The following is a 24,815-nucleotide window of genomic DNA, read 5'->3' as shown; positions in this document are numbered from 1 at the left end:
ATCGCTACATCCATCTCCATCCTGCCGGGTATTCGTTTTTTAAATTGCCGTCCTGTTGCCATTTGCCCCAGCCTGCGGAGTAGCCATCGATGCAGACAAGTACATACCCGCGAGCACTGACACCTTCGCTACACTGAACGCGTTGTTCGGGAATAGACAGCGTTTCGCCTTTGAGGTAAGAGATAGCTTCTGGCAAACGGGAATCCAGATGGACGATGCGACTGGCTTCAGACGGTGATAGTGCAACTGCGAGCGCATGTCCGGGCGTGAAACGACCCTTTTTATGCGAGCCAAGATACCAGCCGGGACGGATAACTTTGAGTCCTTGCAAACAGCTCTCATCAAGTGGCGATAGATACAGATTGCTGCCGTAGGTGATTATATGACTTCCTTGGGGCTGACGGAAAGATGAACTGCATTCGCTGTCGCGGAATTGGTGCCATAGCTCTACGCCATCTGTGATGTCAGCAGGTAAAGAGGTAGAATTGCCACGACCGACTTTGCCTTTTTTACCGTTTCCTGTCGTAGACAAATGATGGCTATCCTGCATTGCTCGTTTTCCTCTGCCATGCTTGGCATGACTTTGCTGTTCATATTCTCGTCTGCGACCGCTTGAATCTTTACGTTCATCGCGTTTCTGCTTGCCAGAACGTTCATCATGATCATGAACAGATGCTCGTTCATCTATTTCATGATGGCGCTGTAAACGATCCTCATAACGTTCCATGCCATCTGCTGGTGATGACTGGATGGAACTGGAATCTGACATATCATCCAGCACAGCGATATAATGACCTTCGCCTTCCAGATGATGCGGCCACAGACGAACCGTATCAGCAGTCTGCTTTAGCGAAGCTTGCGATACAGGTGCATGTGCCGCCATTTCATTCAAGACTGATTGCCCAGCAGCAAGCTCCTGCTCTACCATCTCCGCCCAATCACTACGACCACTGCGGAAATGCTCACTTCCGACAGGACGCGTTACTTGGAAATGAGGATGATTGTCAAGGAACACAGCGATACTCCGCTCATTCTCCTCTGGTGCAAAGGTACAAGTGGAGTACACGATGCGTCCGCCAGGCGCGAGCATACGGGCAACGGTTTGTAAAATGTCCTTTTGCATAATTGCACACTTTTCCACCGAATGGTTCAACCACTGACGAGCAGCATCGTCATCCTTGCGAAACATTCCTTCGCCAGAGCAAGGAGCATCGACGAGAATTTTATCGAAAAATCCGTTAAATTTTTCGGCAATCCGATCTGGAGATTCATTGAGAATGACGGCATTGCGTACGCCGTACAGCTCCATATTTTTCGCTAGAGCGCGTGTACGTTCGGCACTCAGATCGTTTGTTACTAGCAAACCTTGCCCTTGTAATGCCGCTGCAATCTGGGTCGACTTACCACCCGGTGCAGCACATAGATCCAGTACACGATCACCCGGCTGTACCTGCAATGCTTCGACCGGGCTCATAGCGCTCGGCTCTTGAATATAATACAGCCCGGTATAATAGTATGGATGCTTGCCTGGACGTGCATCGGCATTGATATAATAACCAGTCTCACACCAAGGAATTGGGCGCAGGTCAAAGGGCGATATCTCCCGAAATTGCTCATTGCTAATCTTCAATGTATTCACACGCAGCCCAGCGCGCGGCGATTGCTCGTAGCTGCGGATAAAATCTTCAAATTCCGTTCCTAGCAGCTGCTGCATTCGCTGCACAAACGGCGGCGGTAATTGTACAGCCATATTGCGTATGCTCCTTTAGTTCGTAAAATAGTATATTCTGCTGGAAACGTCCTGCTGCATCGTTAACATGGGCGATGATGCAATCGTTTCGCCGAGGTATATTTTAGCATACTACCGGCATCAACGGTTTGCTCAAATGAAAAAGCTTGCCAGATCGGCAAGCTTCTTTCTATACAAACTATGCAAATGATTCCAATATACGCATCATTCAAATGTCAGCATCTGGCAACTCTTTGGCTTTGGGTCCACGTTCATATCCGGTACGCAGTGGCACATGCGCATGTATCTGCTTGTCTGCTGCCTCTACTGCCTTTTGCAACAGTGGATCGGTAATGATAATCTGCAAAGGGTAGAAATCAAACGGCTCTTGCTCATACCGCTGCAACCGTTCCACATATTGCGACACATCGAGAACAAGACGTTCCAGATCGATACCAAGCGTATGCTGCGGGTATGTTTGCAGCTTGTGCAGGCTGCTATTCAGCATTTTGATTGCACCGAGGCGTTTGTTATACAGATGATTCACTGTACCATTGCGAAAATGGAATAGCCCGACTGCGACCTGCAACAGCCCTTTGTACACCGGCTCTCCGTTCTTTTCCAACCACAGCTCTTCCAATACCTCATGACATTCAAAATAATCTTGATCCCGGTTGAAGTAGATCAGATACTGCACGTACAGAGCATCAAACTCCTGACTCATCGAGATCCCCATCCAGCAAACGCGAGCCAGATTTGCGCATTTTGCGTACTGCTTCGCCCAGTTCCTTCAGACCCTGATAATCCTGCTTCTCCCATAGCTCGTTGAACTTCTGCTGACTTTCCAGCGCTTCGCTCACTTTGTGCAAGAAATAGAGTCGATGAATCTCCTTGAGTACACGCTGTACCAGATTCGCTTCATCCTCAAAGCTTTTCTGAGCATCGAGAATGTCTTCGCGGATGCTGGACATCTCATTGTCCAGAATCATCGCCGCTTCCGCTGCTGTTTTTAAACGATCCCGGATCGGTTCTGGTAAACTCTGACGATACTTGTAATGAAGCGAATGTTCAATCGTTGCCCAGAAGTTCATTGCGAGTGTCCGAATCTGAATCTCCGCCAACACGATCTTTTGACCGAATGCCGTCTGTACCGGATATTCAGCGATCATGTGGAAACTGCGATACCCGCTATCTTTGAAATTGGTAATATAGTCTTTCTCATATAAAACAGTCAAATCCTTACGGGCGCGGATGTACTGCGCAACCCAGCGGATATCCTCTACAAACTGGCACATGATACGGATGCCTGCGATATCTTCAATTCCTGTGTCAAGCTGATTCATCGGAACATCCAGTCGTTTGGATTTATCAATAATACTGGATATTTTTTTGACGCGTCCGGTCACAAATTCAATCGGTGCGTACTCTTCCCGCTTTTTCAGTTCTGCACGCATCGTTTTGAATTTGACCTTCAATTCTTCAACCGCTTGTTCATAGGGAAGCAAGAATAATTCCCAGTCTCTGTCATCCATGTTCATGCCTCCTCAGTGTATGACCTGTCTATTGAAAACTGTTAACGATGCGCGACGCCCACCGCTTCTGAAATATGTGCAAATCCGTCTTGCTTCATCAACTCGCGGATTCCGTTATGAAGTCTCCGTGTCACCTGTGGACCTTCATAAATAAACGATGTATAAATTTCTACCAGACTGGAACCTGCCTTTATTTTATCATAAGCATCCTGCGCTGAGAAAATACCGCCGCAGCCGATAATAGGAAGCTTACCATCGGTTTGACGATAGACACGGGAAATAATATCCGTTGAGCGTTCCGTTAGCGGTTGACCGCTTAATCCACCCGTTTCACCTGCACTGGAATGGGTGAGTCCGTCACGCGACAACGTTGTATTGGTAGCGATCAGACCGGCTGCACCGCTCTGCGTAATCGTCTCGACCATGTATTCCAGTTCAGAGTCGCTCACGTCTGGAGCGATCTTCACGAGCACCGATTTGAACGAGCCATGCTTGCGCTGCTGATCGGACATCTCTTCCATCACTTCAGCGAGCAGTTCTTTCAATTCATTACCATGCTGCAAATTACGCAGATCCGGTGTGTTCGGCGAACTGATATTAACCACGAAGAAATCGGCATATGGATACAGCGTGCGAATGCAGGCTTTGTAATCACTTGCCGCTTGCTCATTCGGGGTTACTTTGTTTTTACCGATGTTAACGGCAATCGGAATCGAATGAGATGGCAATCGTTTCAATCGTCCAGCCATCACTTCAGCGCCGTCATTATTGAATCCCATTCGATTGATCAACGCGCGATCAGATGGCAGGCGAAACAGCCGCGGCTGCTCGTTACCGGGCTGCGGTTTTGGCGTTACCGTTCCTACTTCCATAAAGCCAAAGCCCGCTGACGACAAGCCCATGACAGCCTGCGCATTTTTATCCAAACCTGCTGCCAGTCCGACCGGACCGGGAAACGTAATCCCGAACAATTCGGTCGTCATATCCGGCGTACTGTCAATGCCATACATCGACTGCATCGCCGACAGTGTGCCCGGTATGCGTACACCGGTGCCCAAACCGCCAATGACCAGATGATGCGCCTTTTCCGGGTCCATCCGGAATAGCACAGGTTTGAAAAGATTACGGTATAACAATGTGTATTCACTCCGTTCCTGGCATAGGCCTCAAGCCCTGATGCATACCATTTTGCGTGCTCTCGTATTTAGTTGTCATGCAAAATGTTTCTCCTCCTTAGTTTATCCTGTTCTTGGACAAAAGAAAAGCGATCTTCTGCTTTTGAGAAGACCGCTTTTGGTATGATGCTTTTTCATAGGGTAGAACGCTAACGTTGTTTGTCAGACCTGCTGGGCACTCTCTTTTACAAAAAAGAATGTCCGTACAAGGCGCTAGTGGCTAGTTGAGCCAGTGATATGTGCGGCTCGGATCGGTCTGATCTTGAGAGGGCTGTTTGGTGCTAGTATATCGCTTCTGCGGTACGGACACGTCATCCGGCAGTACATCGCTCGTAATGGTTACCTTTGTGCCAAGTGGAGCCATATCGAACAGTTCTTCGACATCTTCCTTCTTCATACGCACACAGCCCAGCGACTCATCTGCACCGATGCTATCCGGTTCATTCGTCCCGTGAATGGCATAATTCGTATCCGATAACTGCATACCACGACTGCCAAATTCGCCATTCGACTTGCCGTTCGGATTCATTACTTTGATTGATAGACGGAATGTACCGGTTGGTGTACGATCACCGCCCAGACCAATCGGATAGTTGCGCAGCAGAATCGATCCGCTGACAAGTCCAAGCCGGTGCTTTTTCTTATCGACGATAATTTCCAGCGGCTTGGTAAAATACGGACGATTGCCTAGCGTGGATGCAAACAGCTTCTGCGTATCACCGCTAAATCCTTGTTCCGGCACCATCGCCGAATCGTCCAGTGGATACGGCTGCAAGGCGGAGAACGATGTATTCATCACCGGCGTTGTACCGGACAACCAGTTACTAGGGAAGGACCGATCCAGTTCGCCTAGCGCGGTTGGCAGCTCTGCACGCGTCGTCTCATAATTAGCAAGCGCCGTTTGCATAATGGCGAGCTGCTCCTGCTCCTGCATCCAGCTTCCCGCTTGCGTCGATGCACCAGCGGGCTGACCCGGCTTACAACGACATGCTTTCGCATTATAGGACTGCACATCAATCTGACCGGGTTTGCTACCTTCTGCCAGCGTATAGGCGACGGGCAACGTATGCTTCCAGAGCAGCCAATTGCCAGATTGCTCCATCCCGAGTACAGCTGCAAGCTCTGGCTGCGTATCCTGAATCTGCTGTGCAATATATTGCGAAAGACCATTTCCTGCCGAGCTGCTACCTGCCGCAATTGCAACGGCTGTAAAGCTCAGCGGTGCATGATATCCTGGCGGAGTAGCATCCGATTCCGCCTGTGCAGCCGAATGATTACCATTTCCAGAAAGATGTGTTGCATCGTCGGTTGATGATGTCTGACCTGGTGCCTGTGCCATCTGGCTGTCATCAGCAGCAGGCAATCCAATGGAACGCATCGTCAACAGAAACAATAGCAGCACAACAAACATTATATTACGCCTGCGCCGGATTTTGCGTTCGCGTGTTCGCGCGACCTCCATCACTTCGGCTTCATATTGCTTTAGCACATCCGCTGGAATCTGACTCTGTTCAAACGCTTCGTAAATATCTCCCGCACGATTGTAACAATAATTAGCTTTGCCCATCTGACCGTCTGATTCGTACTCCTTGCCAAGCAGGTACCAACCCATCCGGTTATCGGGATGCATTTTGACATAGCGTTTTAGATAAAGTAGGTTTTTCATGTAGTTCCCGGACTGTGGTCCGACTCTCCTTCCCTGCCTGCTGTTCCTGCGGCAATGGTATGTATATGTATGCGATTGCCGACAAAATGTCCATTATCTTCTTTATCGGTTACGATCATGATTTTGTCGATAGACAAACGGTAGGGCTGAGGCATCAAATTCAGCTTGCAATATAACGCAATTTTCCAGAAATATGAAATTAAAATATGATTATGGATACGCCTTCTATCATGTCATTAAAAAAGGCGCCTTTCCCTGTTGCGGGAAAAACGCCTTTTCCTCTTCTTTTGGAACAAAATTGCCTCAATGGACCGTTGAAGCAATATTACTGGAATTACTCAGCAAACGGTTCTTCTTCAACACGAATCGAATCGGTTGGGCAACCGTCGCAAGCGTCTACCATATCTTCGTACATGTCTTCTGGAATGGCAGTCACACCGCGGTTGTTGTCGCCGCCGAAAATCACTTCTGCCAAGCCTTCATCATCGTAATCGTAGATATCAGGAGCTGTTGCTCCGCATGCGCCACAAGCGATGCATGTATCTTTGTCTACCCAAGTATATTTACTCATCTGTATATCCTCCCATCATTGCTTTCCAGTTGTCTGTTTATGTGACACCCAGTCTGTACAGATAATCAAAATATAATACAAAGAGCGCATAATTTCAAATACAATCCTCATCACAGCAAGTCATCGTAACTAGATATCCACTCTGTAATGGCGTTATACCGCCGATATTTAAAATTTTACCCTTTCCGCTAACAGCTTAAACGCCCTATATTATATGGGCAATGCAAATACTCATTCCTCGTGCTCAAAACGCCGTCCATCTCGCTGCAATGACGTGCCTCTGACCTTATGATTACGAATCAGAACGGATGGATCATTGCCCAGCATCCCGGCGGTCAGCACGGCATTCTCGCCGAATTTGTCACGCAGCTGATCGATAATGTGATTTAGCTCCTGCTTTTGCGGCTGGCGCTCGTAATCGAACAGATCGAGCTGAATTGCAGCCTCTTCGCGCGGTAATAGATTTTGCAAAGTAATACCGAGCAAACGTACCGGACCACGTCCTAGCCAATGCCGTTGATACAGCTCGCACGCTTCATGAAATACATCCTCTGCCGTTTCCGTCGGTACAAATAGCGCACGCGACCGAGTAATCGTCTTCATATCTGGTGTGCGGATCGTAATCTGCACCGTATGTGCCATCAGCTTTTGCCGCCTCATCCGCCTGCACACCTGATCGCTCAGATTCAGCATAACGCGCCGGATATCCTCCATATCTTGAATATCGGCAGGCAGTGTCGTTGTATGACCGACCGATTTGTTCGGTTCATTGTCCGGCTCGACCAGTGAATGGTCAATACCGTTCGCTGCCTGCTTGAGCCAGCTGCCCATCACGCCAAAACGCGCTTTTAAGCGCGCTTCATCTGCTGCTGCCAATTGTCCAAGCGTACGAATGCCCATCTCCCTCAGTTTGGCTGCTGTTTTGTTGCCGATGCCAAACAATTGCGCACACGGCTGATCCCACAGCAGACGTGGCACATCACGAATGCGCAGCACAGAGATACCGTTCGGCTTTTTCATATCTGACGCCATCTTAGCAAGCAGCTTGTTGGGCGCCACTCCGACTGAACAAGGTAGGCGCAATTCGTCGCGAATCCGGTTTTGCAATTCAGCCGCAATCTCCATCGGTGTACCAAACTGACTGGAGCCGGTAATATCGAGATAACATTCGTCGATGGAAGTTGCCTGCAACAAAGGGGTATAACTGTAAGCAATATTCATAAAAGCCGCTGAATACTTGCGATACAGTGTAAAGTCCGGCGATATCAGCGTAAGTTTGGGACACTTTTGCAGCGCTTGCCCAACGAGCATGCCTGTCTTAACACCGACTCGTCGTGCTTCATACGAAGCGGTCACGACAATACCACGCCGCAGCTCCACACTGCCCGCTACTGCTGTCGGCTTGCCATTGTATTTATCCGGTTCTTCCGCTGCGTGCACCGAACAGTAAAAAGCATTCATATCCACATGCAAAATCACCCGTCCGCGCGCCGGATAATATCCGCTGGTCTCGTCCTTCATGTCTTCCCCTCCTGTCATCTTCCAGCTCATCCCGCAATAGTATACCGATTTATTTTGAAGCTTTGTTACTTGTTACTCAGTATATTGACATGAAAATCATCCGTCCCACAATCATATGGCGAATATGTGTTCTATATTAATTATAAAAAAAGAACAGTCATCTGACAATGACCATTCGGATTCTATCATTTTGCGAAGAATTACAGGTTTTTGAGATTGCGCAATGAGATCATACGATCAACAATAAGCTTGCCTTTTCCAAATAAAAATCCATCTTGATCTTCAGCCAATATCCAATCGTACTTTTTCGAAACGATCATATAATTGTATAATGCTGCTGCGCCAATGATTTGATAAATGGCATCTACATCGCCCTCATATAGCCAATAGTCTTTCCGTCCATATGAATGTTCTTCTGCCAATAACCACACTGTTTGCTTGGATGGAATAAGAACATTCAAATCTTCTAAATAAGCTTCACCAGAATATAACACTTCATATTTGTCTTCCCAGTACTGCCAGCACTGATAAAGAGTTCTTCCATCTGGGAATGCGCCACGTGGTACGAATCTTTTCGTCAATTGATTGTATACTGACCGCCATTGCGACTTACTAAGTTCATGAAATTGTTCATCAGTTATATGATGCTTCTTGCGAGCACTCTCAACAGCTTTTCTCGTTGTATGGATGGGATCGGCTATACGAAGTCTTCTTGAATGGGTCATATTCGCCTCCAAGATTCATAGTTTCCAAACTCCATTTATGTACACGACCTACTATATGAACGCGAGTTCAACTCTATTATGGCTAGTACTCAAACCGCTCCACACCCGGTGCGTACTGTGCCAGAACGGAATCGATCTCTTCCAGCAACGGTGCCGCTTGCTTTCCACCAATATGAAATAGCAAATACAATTCCACACTTCCTAGCATTGACGATGTATCCGATAATGAATGTCCATCAACAGAGGATGGTTGTAGCTGTACTTCCAACAGATGGGGCCATTCTGGCTCGTTATCATTGTACACCGCAAAACCAGTTTCATCTTGTTCAAAACGGTACTGCTGCCCATATATATGAAATAGTCGCTCATACCAGACGCGGATCAACTGCCGCGCTGTATGTTCGGCGTTTTGATCGTTATCATCTTGTTCTTTTACAGTCACGCCGTATTCCCAGCCCATCTTCAATCCTCCTTTCCATTATGACGATTGTATACTTTTCAACACTTGATCCGCATATCCAAAAATCCGTTCATAAAAGGCTGCCGGATCGCGATATACTAACAGCTGCCGCTCCACTTCACGAATACGCTCTAGCAGCGATGCACTATACTCTTCATTACCTTCTGCCTGTTCGCGTCGCTGCTGCATTTGTAGTGGAGTGATCCATTGTGCATCTTGCTGCAAACCTAGCTCATTCAGCATCGGCAACAGCTCATATTCACGTTTGCCGATATTATGTAGCAAACCGAGCAGTCCGTTCATTTGCAACTCAATATCATAATCCAGCACGAGCAACAATTGTCGCATCGATGGTGCAAGCTGCTGCCAATGGGTAGATATCCATTCCGAATGTGGCGGTTCGTACATCGTATCCGCCAGCTGTTGCGCCCATTGCTCACCATGTTCTGTTCCTTCTTGTGGTAAGAGTGCATCATATGTCGTATAGTTCTGCACGTCACCGGAATATGGAAAAGGATACAACCGCGCTTCCATAATCGTGCGCCGGGATTGGGTGTCCAGCTGTTGCCACGAGCGACCTTCGGATGCATATTCCAGCTCCAGACGATCCGCGATAAACTGCTCAGCCTGCGGGTTTATACGATTGTAGAACTGGCGGGTATGCTCTGCCAGTGGTCCTTTCTCTAGCGTTTTCCCCAGCAGGCTATTCAACGACGTACTACCTGCATACAGATTCGCTTCATGATCCAGACATTCAAATTTCAAATAAGCTAGCGCCTTGCGCAAAGCAATCATTTCGCCGTGTGTCAGTTCGAGAGTAGTCGAAACTTCGCCTGCTTCCAACTGCTGACGATATCGATTGATGTCATTGTCCATCCTTGAACCATTCCTTTCTAAATCATGCATGTTCAGGACGTGATCATCCAGCGCAGCATATGTGCTTTGTTGCTATCCATCCGGCGCTCGCACGCTTTCAGCTTGTCCAGCAAATCATCCGCCTTCTCTTCCGAAGGACGCATATGAAAGCTACGATTAGACTGATGAATCCAGCGATTCAGCTGATGTCCTGCTGCCTGACGAATCCAAGATGCCGTCTCTTGATTCAAAATATCCAGCAGCATGTCCAGTTGCTCCCAGCGATCATAAGCAGGCAACAGCCGCAGCAAATTCCGATGCACATGGCGAGGATACGTTTCAGATAAGATATACAACCATTCATCCCGATTCAATATATAAATATGCCGACGAATAGCAGGTACCGCTTCACGAGAAATACCCGGTTGCGGGTCCAACAAGGCAGCACGAAGTACATGACCATACGAACGAATATCCAGCCGTGCAAGTCCACGAATAACAGCTTTGCGCACCGCCACTTCCGGGTGATCTACTTCCTCAGCGATCACCTCGGCATCCTCCGCCTGTCCCGTTTCGCCCAGTCCATATAGAGCTGTAGCCAGTTTGGATGAATCGTTCTCTGCATTCCAGATCGTATCCAGATAAAATTCCACCAGATTCAGCGGTTCCACTATACTCATACACCGCCGTGCCACTTCACGTACAACTGCATTACGATCCAGCAAAGAACGGTGCAAATACGGAGCCGCCTGCTCCCGGAATCCATATGTTAGCTGTTCCAGTGCCTCTCGGCGTACAGGTGGAAAAGAATCATGTCGCATATATTCCAACACGGACAGCAGATTTCCCCCTTGTAGCCGTTGCGATACCTGCCGTGCCGCCCAAATCCGAATCGAGCTGTCGACATCCTGAAGTGCCCATTGCAGCAGTTGTTCCGTATTCAGATGATCGCATTGCAATCCAAGCTGGAAACAGAATCGGCGAATATATACTTCTTCTGCCTGCATACCTGCCTGAAGTGCACCGGCACATGTCGGTCGACGCAGCAATTCATACACCGCTTCAATCAGTGCATCATATCGCTCGCGATGCTCCCGACCACAATCAGTCAGACGCTGCACCAGTGCAATATTTTGGATAAAAATATCGGCGTTGTGCTCGTGAATCCGTTGTTGAAGCGCTTTGTGCGCCCGAAAACGAATACTGGATACCCAGTCATTCATCCGAATGAGCAAAAAGGGGATTTCCGAGCCGTCGCGAATCAATACGATGCGTTTGACTGCTGCTTCACGCACGTATCCATCTGGGTGGAAGCTCGCCATGATCCACTTCACCGGGTGCACGCTATGACTCCAACTTCCCATGATCGCAGTCGTCAGTTGCGTCCAGCGCCGATTATTTTCCCGGTAGGCATAAGGCAGATGCTCACGCATTTGCTCGCTCAACCATATCAGCTCATGAGGCGGACAACGGCGCAGCAGATCACTGATCGTATTTTCCGCTGCCATCTCCAGCATATGATCATCACTACTCAGAAACGGCACCAGATATGGAATTGCTGCATATTCGCCCGAACGCTGGATCAATTCCAACCATTTGCTGTTTTGCAGCTTGTACAGCTTGTTCAGGCAAACAACCACCTGTTTGGATAATTCTCGTCCCGCTCGTGCCATTGCCAATTCCCCCTCCGTCATCTGCCTGTACCGATACCGCTTATCCTTTGATTCCGATACGCTAACTTATTTATATCTACATTATAGCTCAATTAGATTGTGATAAATCAATATTAGATCATCCGTGTCCTTACTTTTTACATCAAAGTATACCTTTACATTTTTGGAAGTACAACCGCAATCGAACCATACAAAAAGGCAGACCCTTGCATCAGGATCTGCCTTGCATACCATAGTTCATTATTTATCTGTACTAGTTGTTCATTTGTCTGTAGATGTAGATTCCAACAGCTCTGCCTTGATTTTTCCGCAGAAAAAGCTGCCGGAAAGTCCTTGTGCGGCTTCGATATCAACAACTAGATCTGTCACCTCGTACCGAAAATCAATTTCTGCGATCACATTAAGACGCGCATCCGGTGGTGAAAACTCAATATCAAATGCCTCCAGAAAAGTCAGCTTCACATTATGCCGCACTTCCGGGTCAGGCAATTCAATCGTCAGCTCCACCTGCTCCTTGCCCACATCGTAGCCGACAATGATTCCTTTTTCAAAGTCAGGAAAATATCCCAGCTGCTCAATAATCTCGCGACTACCTTCAATCGATACAGTCGGCGAGAAGGCGAGCTGGATCACCGCTTCCTGTCCCCATTCCAGCTGATCATCACCAATATACAGCGTAATCCGCTTATCTTCCAGCTGCCGTACACTGCCTACTACATAATCGCCTGCTTGCACCATCACGATATCATGCAGATCGAATGGTAGTGGCTTTTCCAGCGTATAGTCAATGGTATACAGATTACCATTACGTTCAACATGTTCAATTCCAATTTTCATGATCTGATTCCTCCGTTGTTTACATTGTCCTGTTTTATTTTAACAGAATGATCGTTATGATGCGTAGTGATCAGACTGGTACTTCATACACGATAGTTTTGGATATGAACAGTCATTCATGTCATGATCATTGGCATGATGCACAAAAAACACCGGAATGTTTGCGGCTCATTACGGCAAAATTATCGTATACCTCACATAGACTCCAATGATATAATAACCAATTATACTTAAAATTCCTGCACCTATGACAACTGTATATGAATGTTCATGAATCTTGGTCCAATGTAAAGGGGGATTCCGCAACATGTCCAAATCCATCTCGATTTTCGACACGACGTTACGGGACGGTACGCAGGGCGAGGGGATCAGTCTGTCGGCTGACGACAAGCTGAAAATCGCCAAAAAGCTCGACGAACTCGGTGTGCATTACATCGAAGGCGGCATTCCAGGCAGCAATGGCAAGGATATCGAGTTTTTTAAACGGGTTCAGCAGTTGGGGCTGAACGCGAAGATTACCGCTTTTGGCAGTACACGCCGCAAAGGTAGTGTTGCTCACGAAGATGCTAATCTGCAACGTATGATCGAATCCGGTGCACAAGCAGCTACGCTGGTAGGTAAGTCATGGGATTTCCATGTGCATACTGCCCTGCAAACTACGCTGGAGGAAAATCTGGCGATGATCGCCGATTCCATCTCGTTTCTAAGGCAGCAGCAAATGGAAGTGATTTTTGATGCCGAGCACTTTTTTGACGGCTACAAAAACAATCCAGAATATGCACTGTCCGTTCTCCGTGCTGCACATCAGTCTGGTGCACAGTGGCTAACCCTGTGTGATACAAACGGAGGCACATTGCCACATGAAATTTATGAAATCGTATCCAGTCTGAGACTGGAGCTGGGTGGGGCTGGCATCGGTATTCATACGCACAACGATTGCGAGCTGGCAGTTGCCAATACACTCAGCGCTGTGCAGGCAGGAGCGCGTCAAGTACAGGGCACCATGAACGGTTATGGCGAACGCTGTGGTAACGCCAATTTGTGCTCTATTTTGCCGAATTTACAATTGAAAATGGATTATGACTGTATCCCGACCGCGCAGCTTGCTCAGTTGACCAATACTGCTCGCTATGTGAGCGAGATTGCCAATGTGCATATGCCGGTCAATCAGCCGTATGTCGGCAACGCTGCCTTTGCTCATAAAGGCGGAATCCACGTCTCTGCTATTTTGCGCGACTCGCGTACGTATGAACATATCGAGCCGGAACAGGTAGGTAACAAGCAGCGTATTCTCGTTTCCGAGCTGGCAGGGCAGAGCAATATCCTGTCCAAGGCAAAAGAAATGAATCTCGATCTGAACCCGGAAAAGGAAGAAACCAAACAGATCATCGGCAAAATCAAAGATCTGGAGCATCAAGGTTACCAATTCGAAGGCGCAGATGCTTCGCTGGAGCTACTGCTGCGTGAAGCCAATGGCGAGACATCTGAATTGTTTGTATTCGAATCGTTCAAAATGCTAGTTGAGAAAAATGCCGGCTCTGCCGTCGTCTCCGAAGCTTTTGTCAAAATCCGTATCGGCGGTGAAAGTATCTATACTGCCGCCGAAGGCAACGGTCCGGTCAATGCACTGGATAATGCGCTACGCAAAGCACTGATTCATTGCTACCCAAGTCTGCGCGAAATGCATCTATCTGACTACAAAGTCCGTGTGCTGGACGAAGCCGACGCGACCGCATCCAAAGTCCGGGTCTTGATCGAATCGCAAAATCTACAAAGTACATGGAGCACCGTCGGTGTCTCTGCCAACGTGATCGAAGCGAGCTGGGAAGCGTTAGTTGATAGTATCCGCTACGCCCTGCTTGGTCAGCAGTTGCCAGAAACATCGAATACAACAGCTGCCACATCGCAAGGAATCGTCAATCATTAATACACAGCATGCCCCAAAATCTGCGATTATTCGTTCACAGATTTTGGGGCTATTTATTGGATATCCATAAAAAAGAGGCTCTCCATTCATAATGGAAAGCCTAAGTAGAGAGAGGGTAATACGCTTGGCAGACACTCCCCATTGTCAACAAAAGTCCATCCTATCCATATCATCAGACGCGTATAACGCAATGATACAGCATATGACATCCTTCCCTGACATGGAAGTCTGCGGGATCTTGCTCGGTACCAAAACAGCGGGCAGTACACAGATTCACTCCTATCGGAGGCTGCGTAACGTCGCACATGACCCGCTGCATCATTTTGCACTCGATCCGCAGGAATGGATTGATTGCTGTTATCAGGAGCGCGAGTTGATCGGATTGTTTCACTCTCATCCTATGACAGCTGCCATTCCATCCTCTACTGACCTGCAACAGCTTCCTGCATTTGCCGCTATGATCTCCATCTATGCCATCGGCTCGCTTGTAGCATCATCCAACAGAAGCGATAATCAAGATCATCCCGATATCAATACAACGCCCATTAATGTGTATCAGATCAACCAATCGGTCAATCCGTCATCTCATCCTCTGCCGATCTACAATCTGCAAACAGCACAGCTAAACATCATGACAGAGTAAATGATAGACAATAAATAGCTGTATCTGCTAGTGATTGCACGGATTATTCACCTAATGACAGGACATCCATCCTATCCTCATCTATCCCTCACACATTGATCAAACACGCATACAGATCTTCCAGAGTATCCACCTGCTTGTGACGCATGAGACGAAGATATTCCCGCCATAACCCCGCTGTCATTCGTGCATCCTCAAGCGCGTGGTGTCTGACGGTCACCGGAATGTTAGCCTCCTCCAGTACCTCATCTAATCCGTAACTACCAAGTGAAGGCTTGAGCCAGCGCGCAATCATCATCGTATCCAGTATACGGTGGGTCAACTGGATTTTTGACGTTTTCCACAGTGCTGCATTGAGAAACGCCTTGTCATGTCCCGTTCCATGTGCAACGAGTACCGACCGCTCAGCAAATGCCATAAAATCATGCAACCCATCAATCAAGGAAGGCGCATCTTCAACCATTTCCTGGGTAATACCGGTTAACGAAGTAATATTGTCTGGCACCTGCACTTTGGAATTAACGAGTGTATAAAACTCGCCCACTTGTTCGTTGCCAACCATTTTGATCGCACCAAAGGACAAAATCTCGTCCCCATGCTGTGGATGAAATCCCGTCGTTTCCAGATCAAAAACGACGGTTTCCAGCCGACTAAGCGGGTAATGCAGCACCTCTGGACGACGCTGTTCACGCGAAAGCGAACGAATAAAAGCCATCTGCTGAGCAGACGGTGCACCAACGATCGAAGCGATGGCAGACGGTACGCCGCCATTTCGCAAACTTCTCCAAAAGCTATTTCCCGTCTTTGTTGGCTCTTTCATAAGCGTCTCCTTTCCAGAAAGCGTAACTGACGTTGCAGTACGCGATGTGCTTTTTTCACAATACCCAGACTCTCCCTCAATTCATGGAAAAACGGCTTCTGCCGCCAATCCTTTTGCAGCATAAATCCGCTACTCTCATACAACCCATCATCCACTTCACGCACTGGCGTCGAATTGCGCATCCGCAGCGATGTGCGAAACGCATCCTGCATCATTTCCAGAAGCGCTAGCGAAGCCGCTTCCAGCTGAATGAGACGCTCCAATCGCTTCAACGTCGATGATTCGTAAATTCCATTTTGCAAAGCGAGAAAGCGCGAAGCATTCACGAGCGGAATATAAATACCATACTTCACGTCAAAATCACCCGCATGCTCACCAAATCGCTCTGGCACAATCTGCCCTAGCACATTCAGCGTCGCTTTATGCCGAACCGTATTGCGCAAAATCGCCGCAGATAGTTCCGGTGTTTCCCTTAGCCCGTCATAAAAATGGTGCGTCCAGCGCTGCGACAGCTGATCATCACCTGCAATATGACGCATATCCGAAGCGATAATCCAGTTACGCACCGGTTCCCAGCTCAATTCGCTGCGCCATTCGTCCAGCTGCTCCTGCCATTGCTGCAATGTCTTGCGCCATAATGGCTCCGAACACATCACTTTGCCCTGACATTTCTCATAGCCTAACTGTTCCAGAATATCCGCCAGCTTACTGCCAAATGTCTGAAAATAATGCTCTTTTTGCTCATGCTGTTCATCGCTAATAATCAGTCCATTGTCCTGATCGCTCCATAATGTCTGTTCCAATCTCCCTGCGCTGCCGAAAACAATAAATGAATATGCAACAGGAGGCGGACCATAGCCCGCCTCAAGCAATTGTTGTTCACAAATTGTTACTGCCTGTTGCATAATCGCATCGTGCATATCATTGACCGTTTTCACCCATTCCCGAATGTCGGTATCCGGCAAAGAGGCATACAGCTGCTGCTGAATAGCGATGCGTTTACGTTTAAGTGCTTCCGGAGAATGGGCTTCCGTCAGCTCAAGCAAGGGAAGATGGAGTGAAGACTCCTTCATCGGCTTCATCCCCCGGCACATGTCGTCTGCTTACACAAAGTCTTTTAGTTTACTTTGGTGCGATCCACTTCGCCAATTGCTTTCATTTGCTCTGGATAACCGTAAGAACCGTGCTCACTAATATCCAGACCCATCATTTCCTCTTCTTCTGTTACACGAATACCGCCCAGAGCTTTCATAATGCCGAGGATGATAAAGGACAGAACAAGTACGAAGATGAATGTTCCAATCATACCGAGCAACTGAACGCCCAGCTGATGGAAGCCACCGCCGTAGAACAGACCCGCTTGACCAACGCCTACTTGTTCAGCCAATTCCGGTGTAGCGAACAAGCCTGTAGAGATCGCGCCCCACATACCGGCAATACCGTGTACGGAGAAAGCATAGATCGGATCGTCCACACCTGCTTTTTCAAACCATTGTGCAGTGAAGAATGTAACAACACCAGCAACCAGACCAATGACTACTGCTGCCCATACATCAACAAATGCACAAGAGCCAGTGATCGCAACAAGTGCTGCCAGTACGCCGTTCAGCATGCTTGGAATGTCGCCTTTACCGAGTACGATCCAGGAGATCAACAGTGCTGCGATACCGCCTGCTGCTGCTGCCAGATTCGTCGTCAATGCAACATACGTGAAGAATCCGCCGTCCGGTGTCAGTGCACTACCCGGGTTGAAGCCCATCCAGCCGAACCAGAGAATGAATACACCGATAACGGAGAATACTTGGTTATGACCTGGAATGATGTTAGGCTTGCCGTCTTTGTTGTATTTGCCCAGACGCGGTTTGAGCAGCAATGTTGCCGCCAGACCTGCTGTTGCACCAGTCAAATGGACAACGGTAGAACCTGCATAATCCTGCATACCGATTGCTGCCAACCAGCCGCCGCCCCATACCCAGTGAGCAATGATTGGATAAATGATAATCATGAACAGCACGCCGAACACAATATATACGCTAAGCTTCGCGCGCTCAGCGAATCCACCGAATGCGATCGACAGCGATACCGCTGCAAACGCTAGATGGAACAAAAACATCATCGAGATCGGAATATCAAGACCAGACAATGCGCCGAACAAAGGCTTCATTTCTTCGCCACTCAGGAAAAATCCTTGATAGCCGAAAAATCCATTCCCGTCGCCAAAGCCGAGTCCGAAACCGAATGCCCAAAAGGCAACCAGTGCAATACCTAGTGTCAAGATTGTTTTACCGGCAACGTGACCGGCATTTTTCATTCGTACCGAACCAGCTTCCAGAAAAGCAAAGCCTGCTTGCATGAACAATACTAGTGCGAATGCCAGAAATACGAAGAACGTATCCAGATTCGTTTTTACTACATCAGCAGTAACTTCATCCGCCGCAAAAGCGCTAAACGGAAAAGCTAGAAGTGCGGATGCCGCCAACCCCGTAACGGCCCATTTTTTTCTCATTTTACCCACTCCCCTATGTAATGTTACTTCACATATCGTGAAATCCTTAATGTCATTATAATCAGATTAAAACACGGATGACAAGAGTTAATTTTCAAAATCATGAAAATAGTTTTGTAACCCAATCATCTGCATCTTTTCTTCTTATAACTATAGGATTGCTCACAACCAGATTATGGATAATTTTATGGATAGTGTGCTGGCTTCTTGGCTGTTTTTATTTTGCGCATCATGAATCTTCATATAAACATATGGAATTTTTATGAAATTTCTTTTTAGTACATGTTCATTGAAATTTCAGGTACATTTAAGCCGCATATCGTATGTTATATACAAGTACTTCAATATGTTGTTATATCAATGGTTTCATATTCGATATTCATGAATGACTGTTGCGATTACAGCCTATATTTACAGGGTATATCTGAATAAGCATTACGTTTGACTGTATGGTTTAAATTCCTGTAATATAGGCATTGGGATTCAGCAGTGTTGAATCCTCGTTTATATGAACAAAAACGGGGGTGAATACGTTGGGGATATGAAATTATACCGTATTGGAGAACTTTCCAGAATCGCCGGGATTAGTGAGCGAACCGTCGACTATTATACAAAGATGGGATTAATTCAACCGGAAAGCCGCTCGTTGAAAAATTATCGTCTGTATAGTTTTGAAACGTTGTCCCGATTGGAACGTATTACAAAGTTAAAGCAGGACAAGTACACGCTTGAGGAAATCAGGGAAAAGCTAAATGCCTGGGATCGTGTGACTGATGAAGAACAGGTGACCAAGCGCCTGAGTGAAATCGAACTGCATATGGAACAGTTGCAGCGCGAAGTACGTGAACTGGAACCTCTATTGCAGCAGATGAAGCCAACACAGGCGAAACGGGCATTTATTAATCTGGTTCCTCAGAGTGCAGCTTGCATTGAAGCATTGAAGTTTCTGCTTGGACAGGGTTCAGGCTTCATGTAGTCCGCTACATTATATGGAGGAATGAAATATGATTAACGGTATCTTTTTGATATTAATTATCGCTGCATTCGGTCTGACCATCTGGGCGCAGTTCAAAGTCAAAGGTACATTCAATAAGTTTGCTGAAGTACCGAATATGCGTGGCATTAGCGGTTATCAGGCTGCACGTCACATGCTCGATTCTAACGGTCTGCAAGATGTTCCGATTGAACCAGTACCAGGAACGCTGTCTGACCACTACGACCCGGTAAACCGTGTTGTACGCTTGTCAGAGCCAGTATATTACGGCACTAGCATTTCTGCTGTATCGGTAGCGTGTCACGAGATCGGTCACGCTATTCAGCACAAACAGCATTATCCGATGCTGGCGATTCGTCACCGGATGTTCCCGGTAGTCAACTTCACATCTGGTATCGCTCCGTTTCTGTTGCTCGCAGGTTTCCTCTTCAGTTCGTTTAACCTGATTGGTCTGGGTGTATTGTTCTTCTCCGCTGCGGTTGCCTTCCAACTGGTAACGCTGCCGGTCGAGTTCAATGCAAGTAACCGTGCACGCGACATTATGGTTGTGGAAGGGTATGTCACCCAAGAAGAAGAACGCAGTGTTGGTAAAGTATTGAATGCTGCTGCACTGACTTATGTTGCTGCTGCATTGTTGTCCGTACTGGAACTTGCACGTTACCTGTTCTTGCTGTTCGGTAACCGCGACTAAGCGACTCACTCACAGTATATCGCATTCCTTTACAAATGGATGTATAAGGATATGAGTATTATCAATAAAGAAAGCCGTCACCCTTTACCGGGTCGACGGCTTTTCTTGTGATGAAGAGCGCTACATTGACGCTCAATCGTGCATATCTTTTTACGCTGATTATCAATGAACGCATCACGCTAGCAGTGTCTTTATAAATATCCCTATCTACCAAGACACGTACAATAAGAATGCGATTCATAATATAGATGCATAAAGAAGCTGCTACATCCAGCAATAGTCTAGCGTTCTCCCTTGTCATCCGGTTTACGCTCATGCGAATCATCTGGATGGGAATGGTGAATCTGGTGATACTGATGCTCTTGCGTACCCTGTTGTTGTTCCATTTTGATGCGTTCTTCTTCTTGTCGGCGCAGCTCCATCTCACGTTGTTGCTGATATTGACGGAAAATACGATCCCAACGACCTCGCAACCCAGTCAACCGAAGCAGCAAACCGTAGATGAAGAATCCTGAGATCAGACCACCCAGATGCGCCCAGATACCAATTCCTGGTGTTAGGAAGGTAAATATCAGACCAAGACCTAGAATTGTATAAATAGTCTGACGGGACGCTCGATCCAGCATTTGACGCTGAAATAGAGCAATATACAGAAATGCTCCATAAACCCCGTAGATCGCTCCCGAAGCCCCTGCTGCAAGATGCCCTTCTGTCGATTGACGATACAGCTCCAGACTAATCACATTGCCAATGATCCCACTTCCAAAATACAACAATCCATGACGCCAGGTGCCCAGCAATCGCTCCAATGGTGGAGCAAATACAATCAAGGCAAAAGAGTTAAACAATAAATGATCAAACCCAATATGCACAAACATAGCAGTGATCGTACGCCACCACTGATCATAGCCCTCCAGATTAGTCAGAGCACCATATTGTACGAGCGTATTCTGATTTTGCGAGCCGCCATTGATCGTCATCAAAATAAACACAATTACATTGGCAATAATGATTAACGAAGTTAGCGGGTAAAACCGTAAAAAGCTTTTCCAATTCTCATAACGGACAAATAACATAGGTTCTCCTTCTCTTCTGACATGCTCATCCAGACGTTCATTTTTGCTTTCTTCCCCATGCTTTATTATAATAAATTCGAGCTTAAAATGCGAAAATGTACGGTCATTTCTGTAATACGATTACTCTACATAACGTGACTGATGACTATGCATGTATACCCGCAAGACCAAATTATTTTCAAGGAGGAATTATAATGACGCAAGAACGTACAGGCGTTGCCACTTTTAAAGGGAATGCTATCACTCTTATTGGACCTGAATTGCAAGTTGGTGACAAAGCTCCTGCATTTACAATTAGCAAAAATCTGCTGGAACAGTCCAGTCTGTCTGATTACGCTGGTAAGGTCAAACTGATCAGTGTTGTACCATCTCTCGATACCGGTGTTTGTGATGCACAGACACGCCGTTTTAACGAAGCCGCTTCTGAGCTGGGCGACGATGTAGTCGTTCTGACAATTAGCGCTGATCTGCCATTTGCACAAGCACGTTGGTGTGGTGCGGCTGGTGTAGATCGTGTCGTCACATTGTCCGATTATCGCGACAATTCGTTTGGTAAAGCGTATGGCGTGCTGATCAAGGAATTTGTGATCGATATGCGTGCAATCTTCGTAATCGACCGTGACGATGTGATCCGTTATGTTGAGTATTTGCCAGAAATGAGCGAGCATCCTGATTATGACCAAGCGATTACTGCTGTCAAAGGCTTGCTGGGCTAAATACTGGATTGCGGAGCACCCTGTATGAACGTATGCTATCCTATCCACCTCTACCAATGATTATATTATTTACGGTAGTCATAGAGGCTGCTTTATCCGCACTATGATCTTGTATTTAAAACAAAAATCTTACATGTATAGACAAAAGACCTCTTTCTGCCGCTAACTAGAGCTGGCAAGAAAAGGTCTTTTGTCTTTCTTTATATACCGTATAAGTTCCACTAAAGGCTTCATAATAGAATCGATGAATAGCGTCTAAAAAGCTTTAGAGCTTTTAGAGCTTTTAGCTTTTAGAGCTTTTAGAGCTTTTAGAGCTTTTAGAGCTTTTAGAGCTTTTAGAGCTTTTAGAGCTTCTTCACCTTGTCGTATTCATCGTATTGTTGCGCTTACAAAATGTAAAATAGCACAATACATATACCAAAAGCGGAATATGATTTTGATCCTGTTTATCCAAATCAACGCCTGAACGTAAATCTTACATGACATCTATTCTGACTATCAAATTTCCGCCACGTCGTTCAAACCTTATGTACCACGGCACCCCGTAATCCATTATACCCTCGTCATTCCTAACTACTATAGCATCTGTTCATCACTCAACAGTAACACGATACAAGCCAGCAGCTAGAACAGCGCCTGGTTACGGATTATCGATTTTGTATTGCGCCAGCTTCTTATCCAATGCGCCAAACAGCGTCAAAATATTGCGATAGTTGGCACCGAGATCACCAAGCGAGCCACGTGAAGCGGAGTGGATATCGATGGCGCTGCGTACTGGGCTAACCGATACAATTGATACCGTAATATCCATAATGCGTCCAAAGCCTGTTTTACGTTCCAGCGTAATCTCGCCTACACTATGAACCTCATGCAGCACTTTGAAGCCGGGAATTTTCTTTAATGTCGATGATACTTCTTCCCATGCACGTTCGCGGGAAAGATTATAATATCTCGTTTTCATTTGCGGATCTTTGGCACGGTCACCAGTGCCTTCCTGGCTACGGATAATTCCCACTAACGTTCTTTTAAACGACAAGACATTTCCTCCTTTGCATCTACAAAGCTATCATTACTATCAGTGTATCATTACTACGTAAATAAGAAAACCAATATTATGCCTTATATCGACACTGTCATATGCAGACAGTTAGCATGTAAGCGCAAACAAAAAACGCTCTGAAAAAAGGATTCCCAAGAATCCATTCAGAACGTTTTCTGTGTCAATCCTGTCGACATAAAGTCGGCACCTACCTTTTGCTTAGAGTAAAAGGTGTAAAACGGTCCCGCAGATGCCGTCCGATAACATTGTCTTCGAACCTGCTTAGCAGGTGGGTGATCGCAGGACTGATTTTTGAAGTCCCCACATCCAATGGATAGGGCCGGTCAGCGTCAGTCAAATGTAGATCTCCCGAGACATCATCATTGGTTCAAAACAACGAGAAATCGAGGCGTACATTGCAGGATGTAAATTTATTATAAACTTCATGTTTGGTTTTGTAAAGGCGATTTCGGCATTCTATTCCATTTTTTTGTAAAGGCTTACAATGACTCTGACACTACATGATTTCTCTTCAAAAAAGAGGGCTTTTTTCGGCTGGAGCGAGATGTTGGATGCTCCAGCCTATACTCACCGTCTGCACTGATCTAGTGACGCGGACATTGTTTATTGTGGGCGTTCTTTGGTGTCTGTCAGATTCTTGTCAGTCAGATTCTTTTGCACATCTTGATCCATTGATGATTGAGCGGGTGCGGCAGAATCAATACGCTGAGCACCCTGTTCAGGTGTTTGATCTCCGATTGCCAGTTGCTCATCTGCCTGCAATTCCTTTTCTTGTTGTTCGGCTGCTTGCTTCTCGGATTGCTCCTGCATTTTCAGGAACATACCATAGAAATTAAAGAAGGCAAACCATGCGATTGCAGATGATAGGAAGAACAGGAATAGTACCGGATAACGCGTACCAATAAACAACAGTGCTACCGTTCCCAGCAGTGTCGAGAACAGACGAAAAGGACGCACAATCGACAGCAGAATGGCATTTTTGATAATATCCTTGAGCTTCATGTGGTAATGCGCCACCATCGAGAAGAAATTAAACAGCGACACAAACAGCACGAGCAGGAAGATCAGCATCACAATACCAAGCAGTTGCAGATTCGGGAATTGGTTCATATATACGGTGTAATCGACATACATGATGACAAACAGCAATGTATAGAAAATACCGCCGATCATGCTCTGCTTGTAATTTTCCTTGTAGCCGCGGAAATACGTTTTGATAACGGATACATCACCTTCGCCCATTACCCATTTCCGAACTACTGTGAACAATGCGGACGTCGCTGGAAACAATACAAATGGTGCCAGAATCCCCATTGCCCAGTTGGTCTGCAAAATATCGTTTTGACTTGCTCCAGATTGCATGAAAATAAACCTGAATACTAGGAAAAACAAAAATGGCGACGAACAAATTACCCATAGCAGATTGCTACCTGCCAGGCGCATAATCCATTCGGATAAACGATACAGTCCGCCCATTACCCCTCTAAATTCCAAATCATCTTCCCCCTCATTTGCGCCAGCATCCCCGATGCCGCATCTCTGATGATATCTACCTTAACTATAACCTATGTTAACTAGACAATACCAGCCTATATTGCACGCTGCATACGTTTCTCGCACCATGCGTTGCTATCGACA

The 24,815-nt window shown here is 46.7% G+C and carries 22 protein-coding genes, 1 other RNA gene and 1 pseudogene; 5 read left to right on the top strand and 19 right to left on the bottom strand.

Annotated features, from left to right (window positions below; genetic code table 11):
* Positions 1–4: 4 nt before the first annotated feature.
* From ACDE64_RS08070 to ACDE64_RS08015, 12 genes are all read right to left on the bottom strand, one after another.
* Entirely contained in the window at positions 5–1,750 is a 1,746-nt protein-coding gene (locus tag ACDE64_RS08070; RefSeq protein ID WP_411349622.1) for an RsmB/NOP family class I SAM-dependent RNA methyltransferase, read from the bottom strand.
* Positions 1,751–1,958: 208 nt separating this feature from the next.
* A complete protein-coding gene (locus tag ACDE64_RS08065; RefSeq protein ID WP_411349621.1) occupies positions 1,959–2,453 on the bottom strand; it encodes a DUF309 domain-containing protein in 495 nt (164 codons plus the stop codon).
* Positions 2,437–3,261 (bottom strand): GTP pyrophosphokinase family protein, encoded by an 825-nt coding sequence (locus ACDE64_RS08060; RefSeq protein WP_411345960.1) that lies wholly within the window; start codon positions 3,259–3,261, stop codon positions 2,437–2,439. Before ACDE64_RS08060 ends, ACDE64_RS08065 begins: the two co-directional genes overlap by 17 nt.
* 41 nt (positions 3,262–3,302) lie before the next feature.
* A complete protein-coding gene (locus ACDE64_RS08055) occupies positions 3,303–4,397 on the bottom strand; it encodes a quinone-dependent dihydroorotate dehydrogenase (RefSeq protein ID WP_411349620.1) in 1,095 nt (364 codons plus the stop codon).
* A gap of 259 nt (positions 4,398–4,656) precedes the next feature.
* The gene (locus tag ACDE64_RS08050; RefSeq protein WP_411349619.1) at positions 4,657–6,102 is read right to left on the bottom strand and encodes a L,D-transpeptidase; all 1,446 of its coding nucleotides are present in this window, start codon (positions 6,100–6,102) and stop codon (positions 4,657–4,659) included.
* 334 nt (positions 6,103–6,436) lie between these two features.
* On the bottom strand, positions 6,437–6,673 hold the full coding sequence (locus ACDE64_RS08045; protein WP_411345957.1) for a ferredoxin: 237 nt from the start codon (positions 6,671–6,673) through the stop codon (positions 6,437–6,439).
* 231 nt (positions 6,674–6,904) lie between these two features.
* Positions 6,905–8,194: a DNA polymerase IV gene (locus ACDE64_RS08040; protein ID WP_411349618.1), complete on the bottom strand. Its 1,290-nt coding sequence runs from the start codon at positions 8,192–8,194 to the stop codon at positions 6,905–6,907.
* Positions 8,195–8,394: 200 nt separating this feature from the next.
* Positions 8,395–8,919, bottom strand: a complete 525-nt coding sequence (locus ACDE64_RS08035; protein ID WP_411349617.1) for a DUF6756 family protein — start codon at positions 8,917–8,919, stop codon at positions 8,395–8,397.
* 82 nt (positions 8,920–9,001) lie between these two features.
* A complete protein-coding gene (locus ACDE64_RS08030) occupies positions 9,002–9,379 on the bottom strand; it encodes a hypothetical protein (RefSeq protein WP_411349616.1) in 378 nt (125 codons plus the stop codon).
* A gap of 18 nt (positions 9,380–9,397) precedes the next feature.
* Positions 9,398–10,255, bottom strand: coding sequence for a hypothetical protein (locus ACDE64_RS08025; RefSeq protein WP_411345953.1), 858 nt, complete (start codon positions 10,253–10,255; stop codon positions 9,398–9,400).
* Between the two features lie 32 nt (positions 10,256–10,287).
* A complete protein-coding gene (locus tag ACDE64_RS08020; RefSeq protein WP_411349615.1) occupies positions 10,288–11,907 on the bottom strand; it encodes a HEAT repeat domain-containing protein in 1,620 nt (539 codons plus the stop codon).
* A gap of 261 nt (positions 11,908–12,168) precedes the next feature.
* Complete coding sequence (locus tag ACDE64_RS08015; protein ID WP_411349614.1) at positions 12,169–12,744, bottom strand: hypothetical protein; 576 nt, start codon at positions 12,742–12,744, stop codon at positions 12,169–12,171.
* 307 nt (positions 12,745–13,051) lie between these two features.
* Here ACDE64_RS08015 and cimA point away from each other — a divergent pair, with 307 nt between their 5' ends.
* Complete coding sequence (cimA, locus tag ACDE64_RS08010; RefSeq protein ID WP_411349613.1) at positions 13,052–14,671, top strand: citramalate synthase; 1,620 nt, start codon at positions 13,052–13,054, stop codon at positions 14,669–14,671.
* A 91-nt stretch (positions 14,672–14,762) separates the two neighbouring features.
* A complete protein-coding gene (locus tag ACDE64_RS08005) occupies positions 14,763–15,314 on the top strand; it encodes a M67 family metallopeptidase (protein WP_411349612.1) in 552 nt (183 codons plus the stop codon).
* An 88-nt stretch (positions 15,315–15,402) separates the two neighbouring features.
* On the opposite strand, the gene ACDE64_RS08000 is transcribed toward ACDE64_RS08005, so the two are convergent.
* From ACDE64_RS08000 to ACDE64_RS07990, 3 genes are read right to left on the bottom strand one after another with little or no spacing between them, the layout of a single operon-like run.
* Positions 15,403–16,134 carry an exonuclease domain-containing protein gene (locus ACDE64_RS08000; RefSeq protein WP_411345948.1) on the bottom strand — a complete coding sequence of 244 codons (732 nt, stop codon included), beginning with the start codon at positions 16,132–16,134 and terminating at the stop codon, positions 15,403–15,405.
* Positions 16,131–17,207 carry a DUF294 nucleotidyltransferase-like domain-containing protein gene (locus ACDE64_RS07995; protein ID WP_411349611.1) on the bottom strand — a complete coding sequence of 359 codons (1,077 nt, stop codon included), beginning with the start codon at positions 17,205–17,207 and terminating at the stop codon, positions 16,131–16,133. The genes ACDE64_RS08000 and ACDE64_RS07995 overlap by 4 nt, the downstream gene beginning before the upstream one ends.
* 44 nt (positions 17,208–17,251) lie before the next feature.
* Positions 17,252–18,640, bottom strand: coding sequence for an ammonium transporter (locus ACDE64_RS07990; RefSeq protein ID WP_411345946.1), 1,389 nt, complete (start codon positions 18,638–18,640; stop codon positions 17,252–17,254).
* A gap of 541 nt (positions 18,641–19,181) precedes the next feature.
* Between ACDE64_RS07990 and ACDE64_RS07985 the strand changes: the two genes are divergently transcribed.
* Positions 19,182–19,616 (top strand): MerR family transcriptional regulator, encoded by a 435-nt coding sequence (locus ACDE64_RS07985; RefSeq protein ID WP_367055906.1) that lies wholly within the window; start codon positions 19,182–19,184, stop codon positions 19,614–19,616.
* Between the two features lie 31 nt (positions 19,617–19,647).
* Positions 19,648–20,325, top strand: a complete 678-nt coding sequence (locus ACDE64_RS07980; RefSeq protein ID WP_411346733.1) for a zinc metallopeptidase — start codon at positions 19,648–19,650, stop codon at positions 20,323–20,325.
* Positions 20,326–20,786: 461 nt separating this feature from the next.
* On the opposite strand, the pseudogene ACDE64_RS07975 reads toward ACDE64_RS07980, so the two are convergent.
* Positions 20,787–21,401 (bottom strand): annotated as a pseudogene (locus ACDE64_RS07975) (rhomboid family intramembrane serine protease); the annotation flags it as partial.
* Positions 21,402–21,595: 194 nt separating this feature from the next.
* Here ACDE64_RS07975 and tpx point away from each other — a divergent pair.
* Entirely contained in the window at positions 21,596–22,117 is a 522-nt protein-coding gene (gene tpx, locus ACDE64_RS07970) for a thiol peroxidase (RefSeq protein WP_411349610.1), read from the top strand.
* Between the two features lie 640 nt (positions 22,118–22,757).
* Here tpx and ACDE64_RS07965 read toward each other — a convergent pair.
* The 3 genes from ACDE64_RS07965 to ACDE64_RS07955 form a co-directional block, all read right to left on the bottom strand.
* Entirely contained in the window at positions 22,758–23,153 is a 396-nt protein-coding gene (locus tag ACDE64_RS07965; RefSeq protein WP_411345944.1) for a DUF1499 domain-containing protein, read from the bottom strand.
* Between the two features lie 240 nt (positions 23,154–23,393).
* Positions 23,394–23,584: non-coding RNA, 6S RNA (gene ssrS, locus ACDE64_RS07960), on the bottom strand.
* A gap of 196 nt (positions 23,585–23,780) precedes the next feature.
* Positions 23,781–24,671 carry a YesL family protein gene (locus tag ACDE64_RS07955; RefSeq protein ID WP_411349609.1) on the bottom strand — a complete coding sequence of 297 codons (891 nt, stop codon included), beginning with the start codon at positions 24,669–24,671 and terminating at the stop codon, positions 23,781–23,783.
* Between the last annotated feature and the right edge of the window lie 144 nt (positions 24,672–24,815).

This window comes from Paenibacillus sp. WLX2291 (genome assembly GCF_046603665.1).
Classification (GTDB): Bacteria; Bacillota; Bacilli; order Paenibacillales; family Paenibacillaceae; genus Saccharibacillus.
This window is presented reverse-complemented; position numbering and strand designations above follow the sequence as displayed.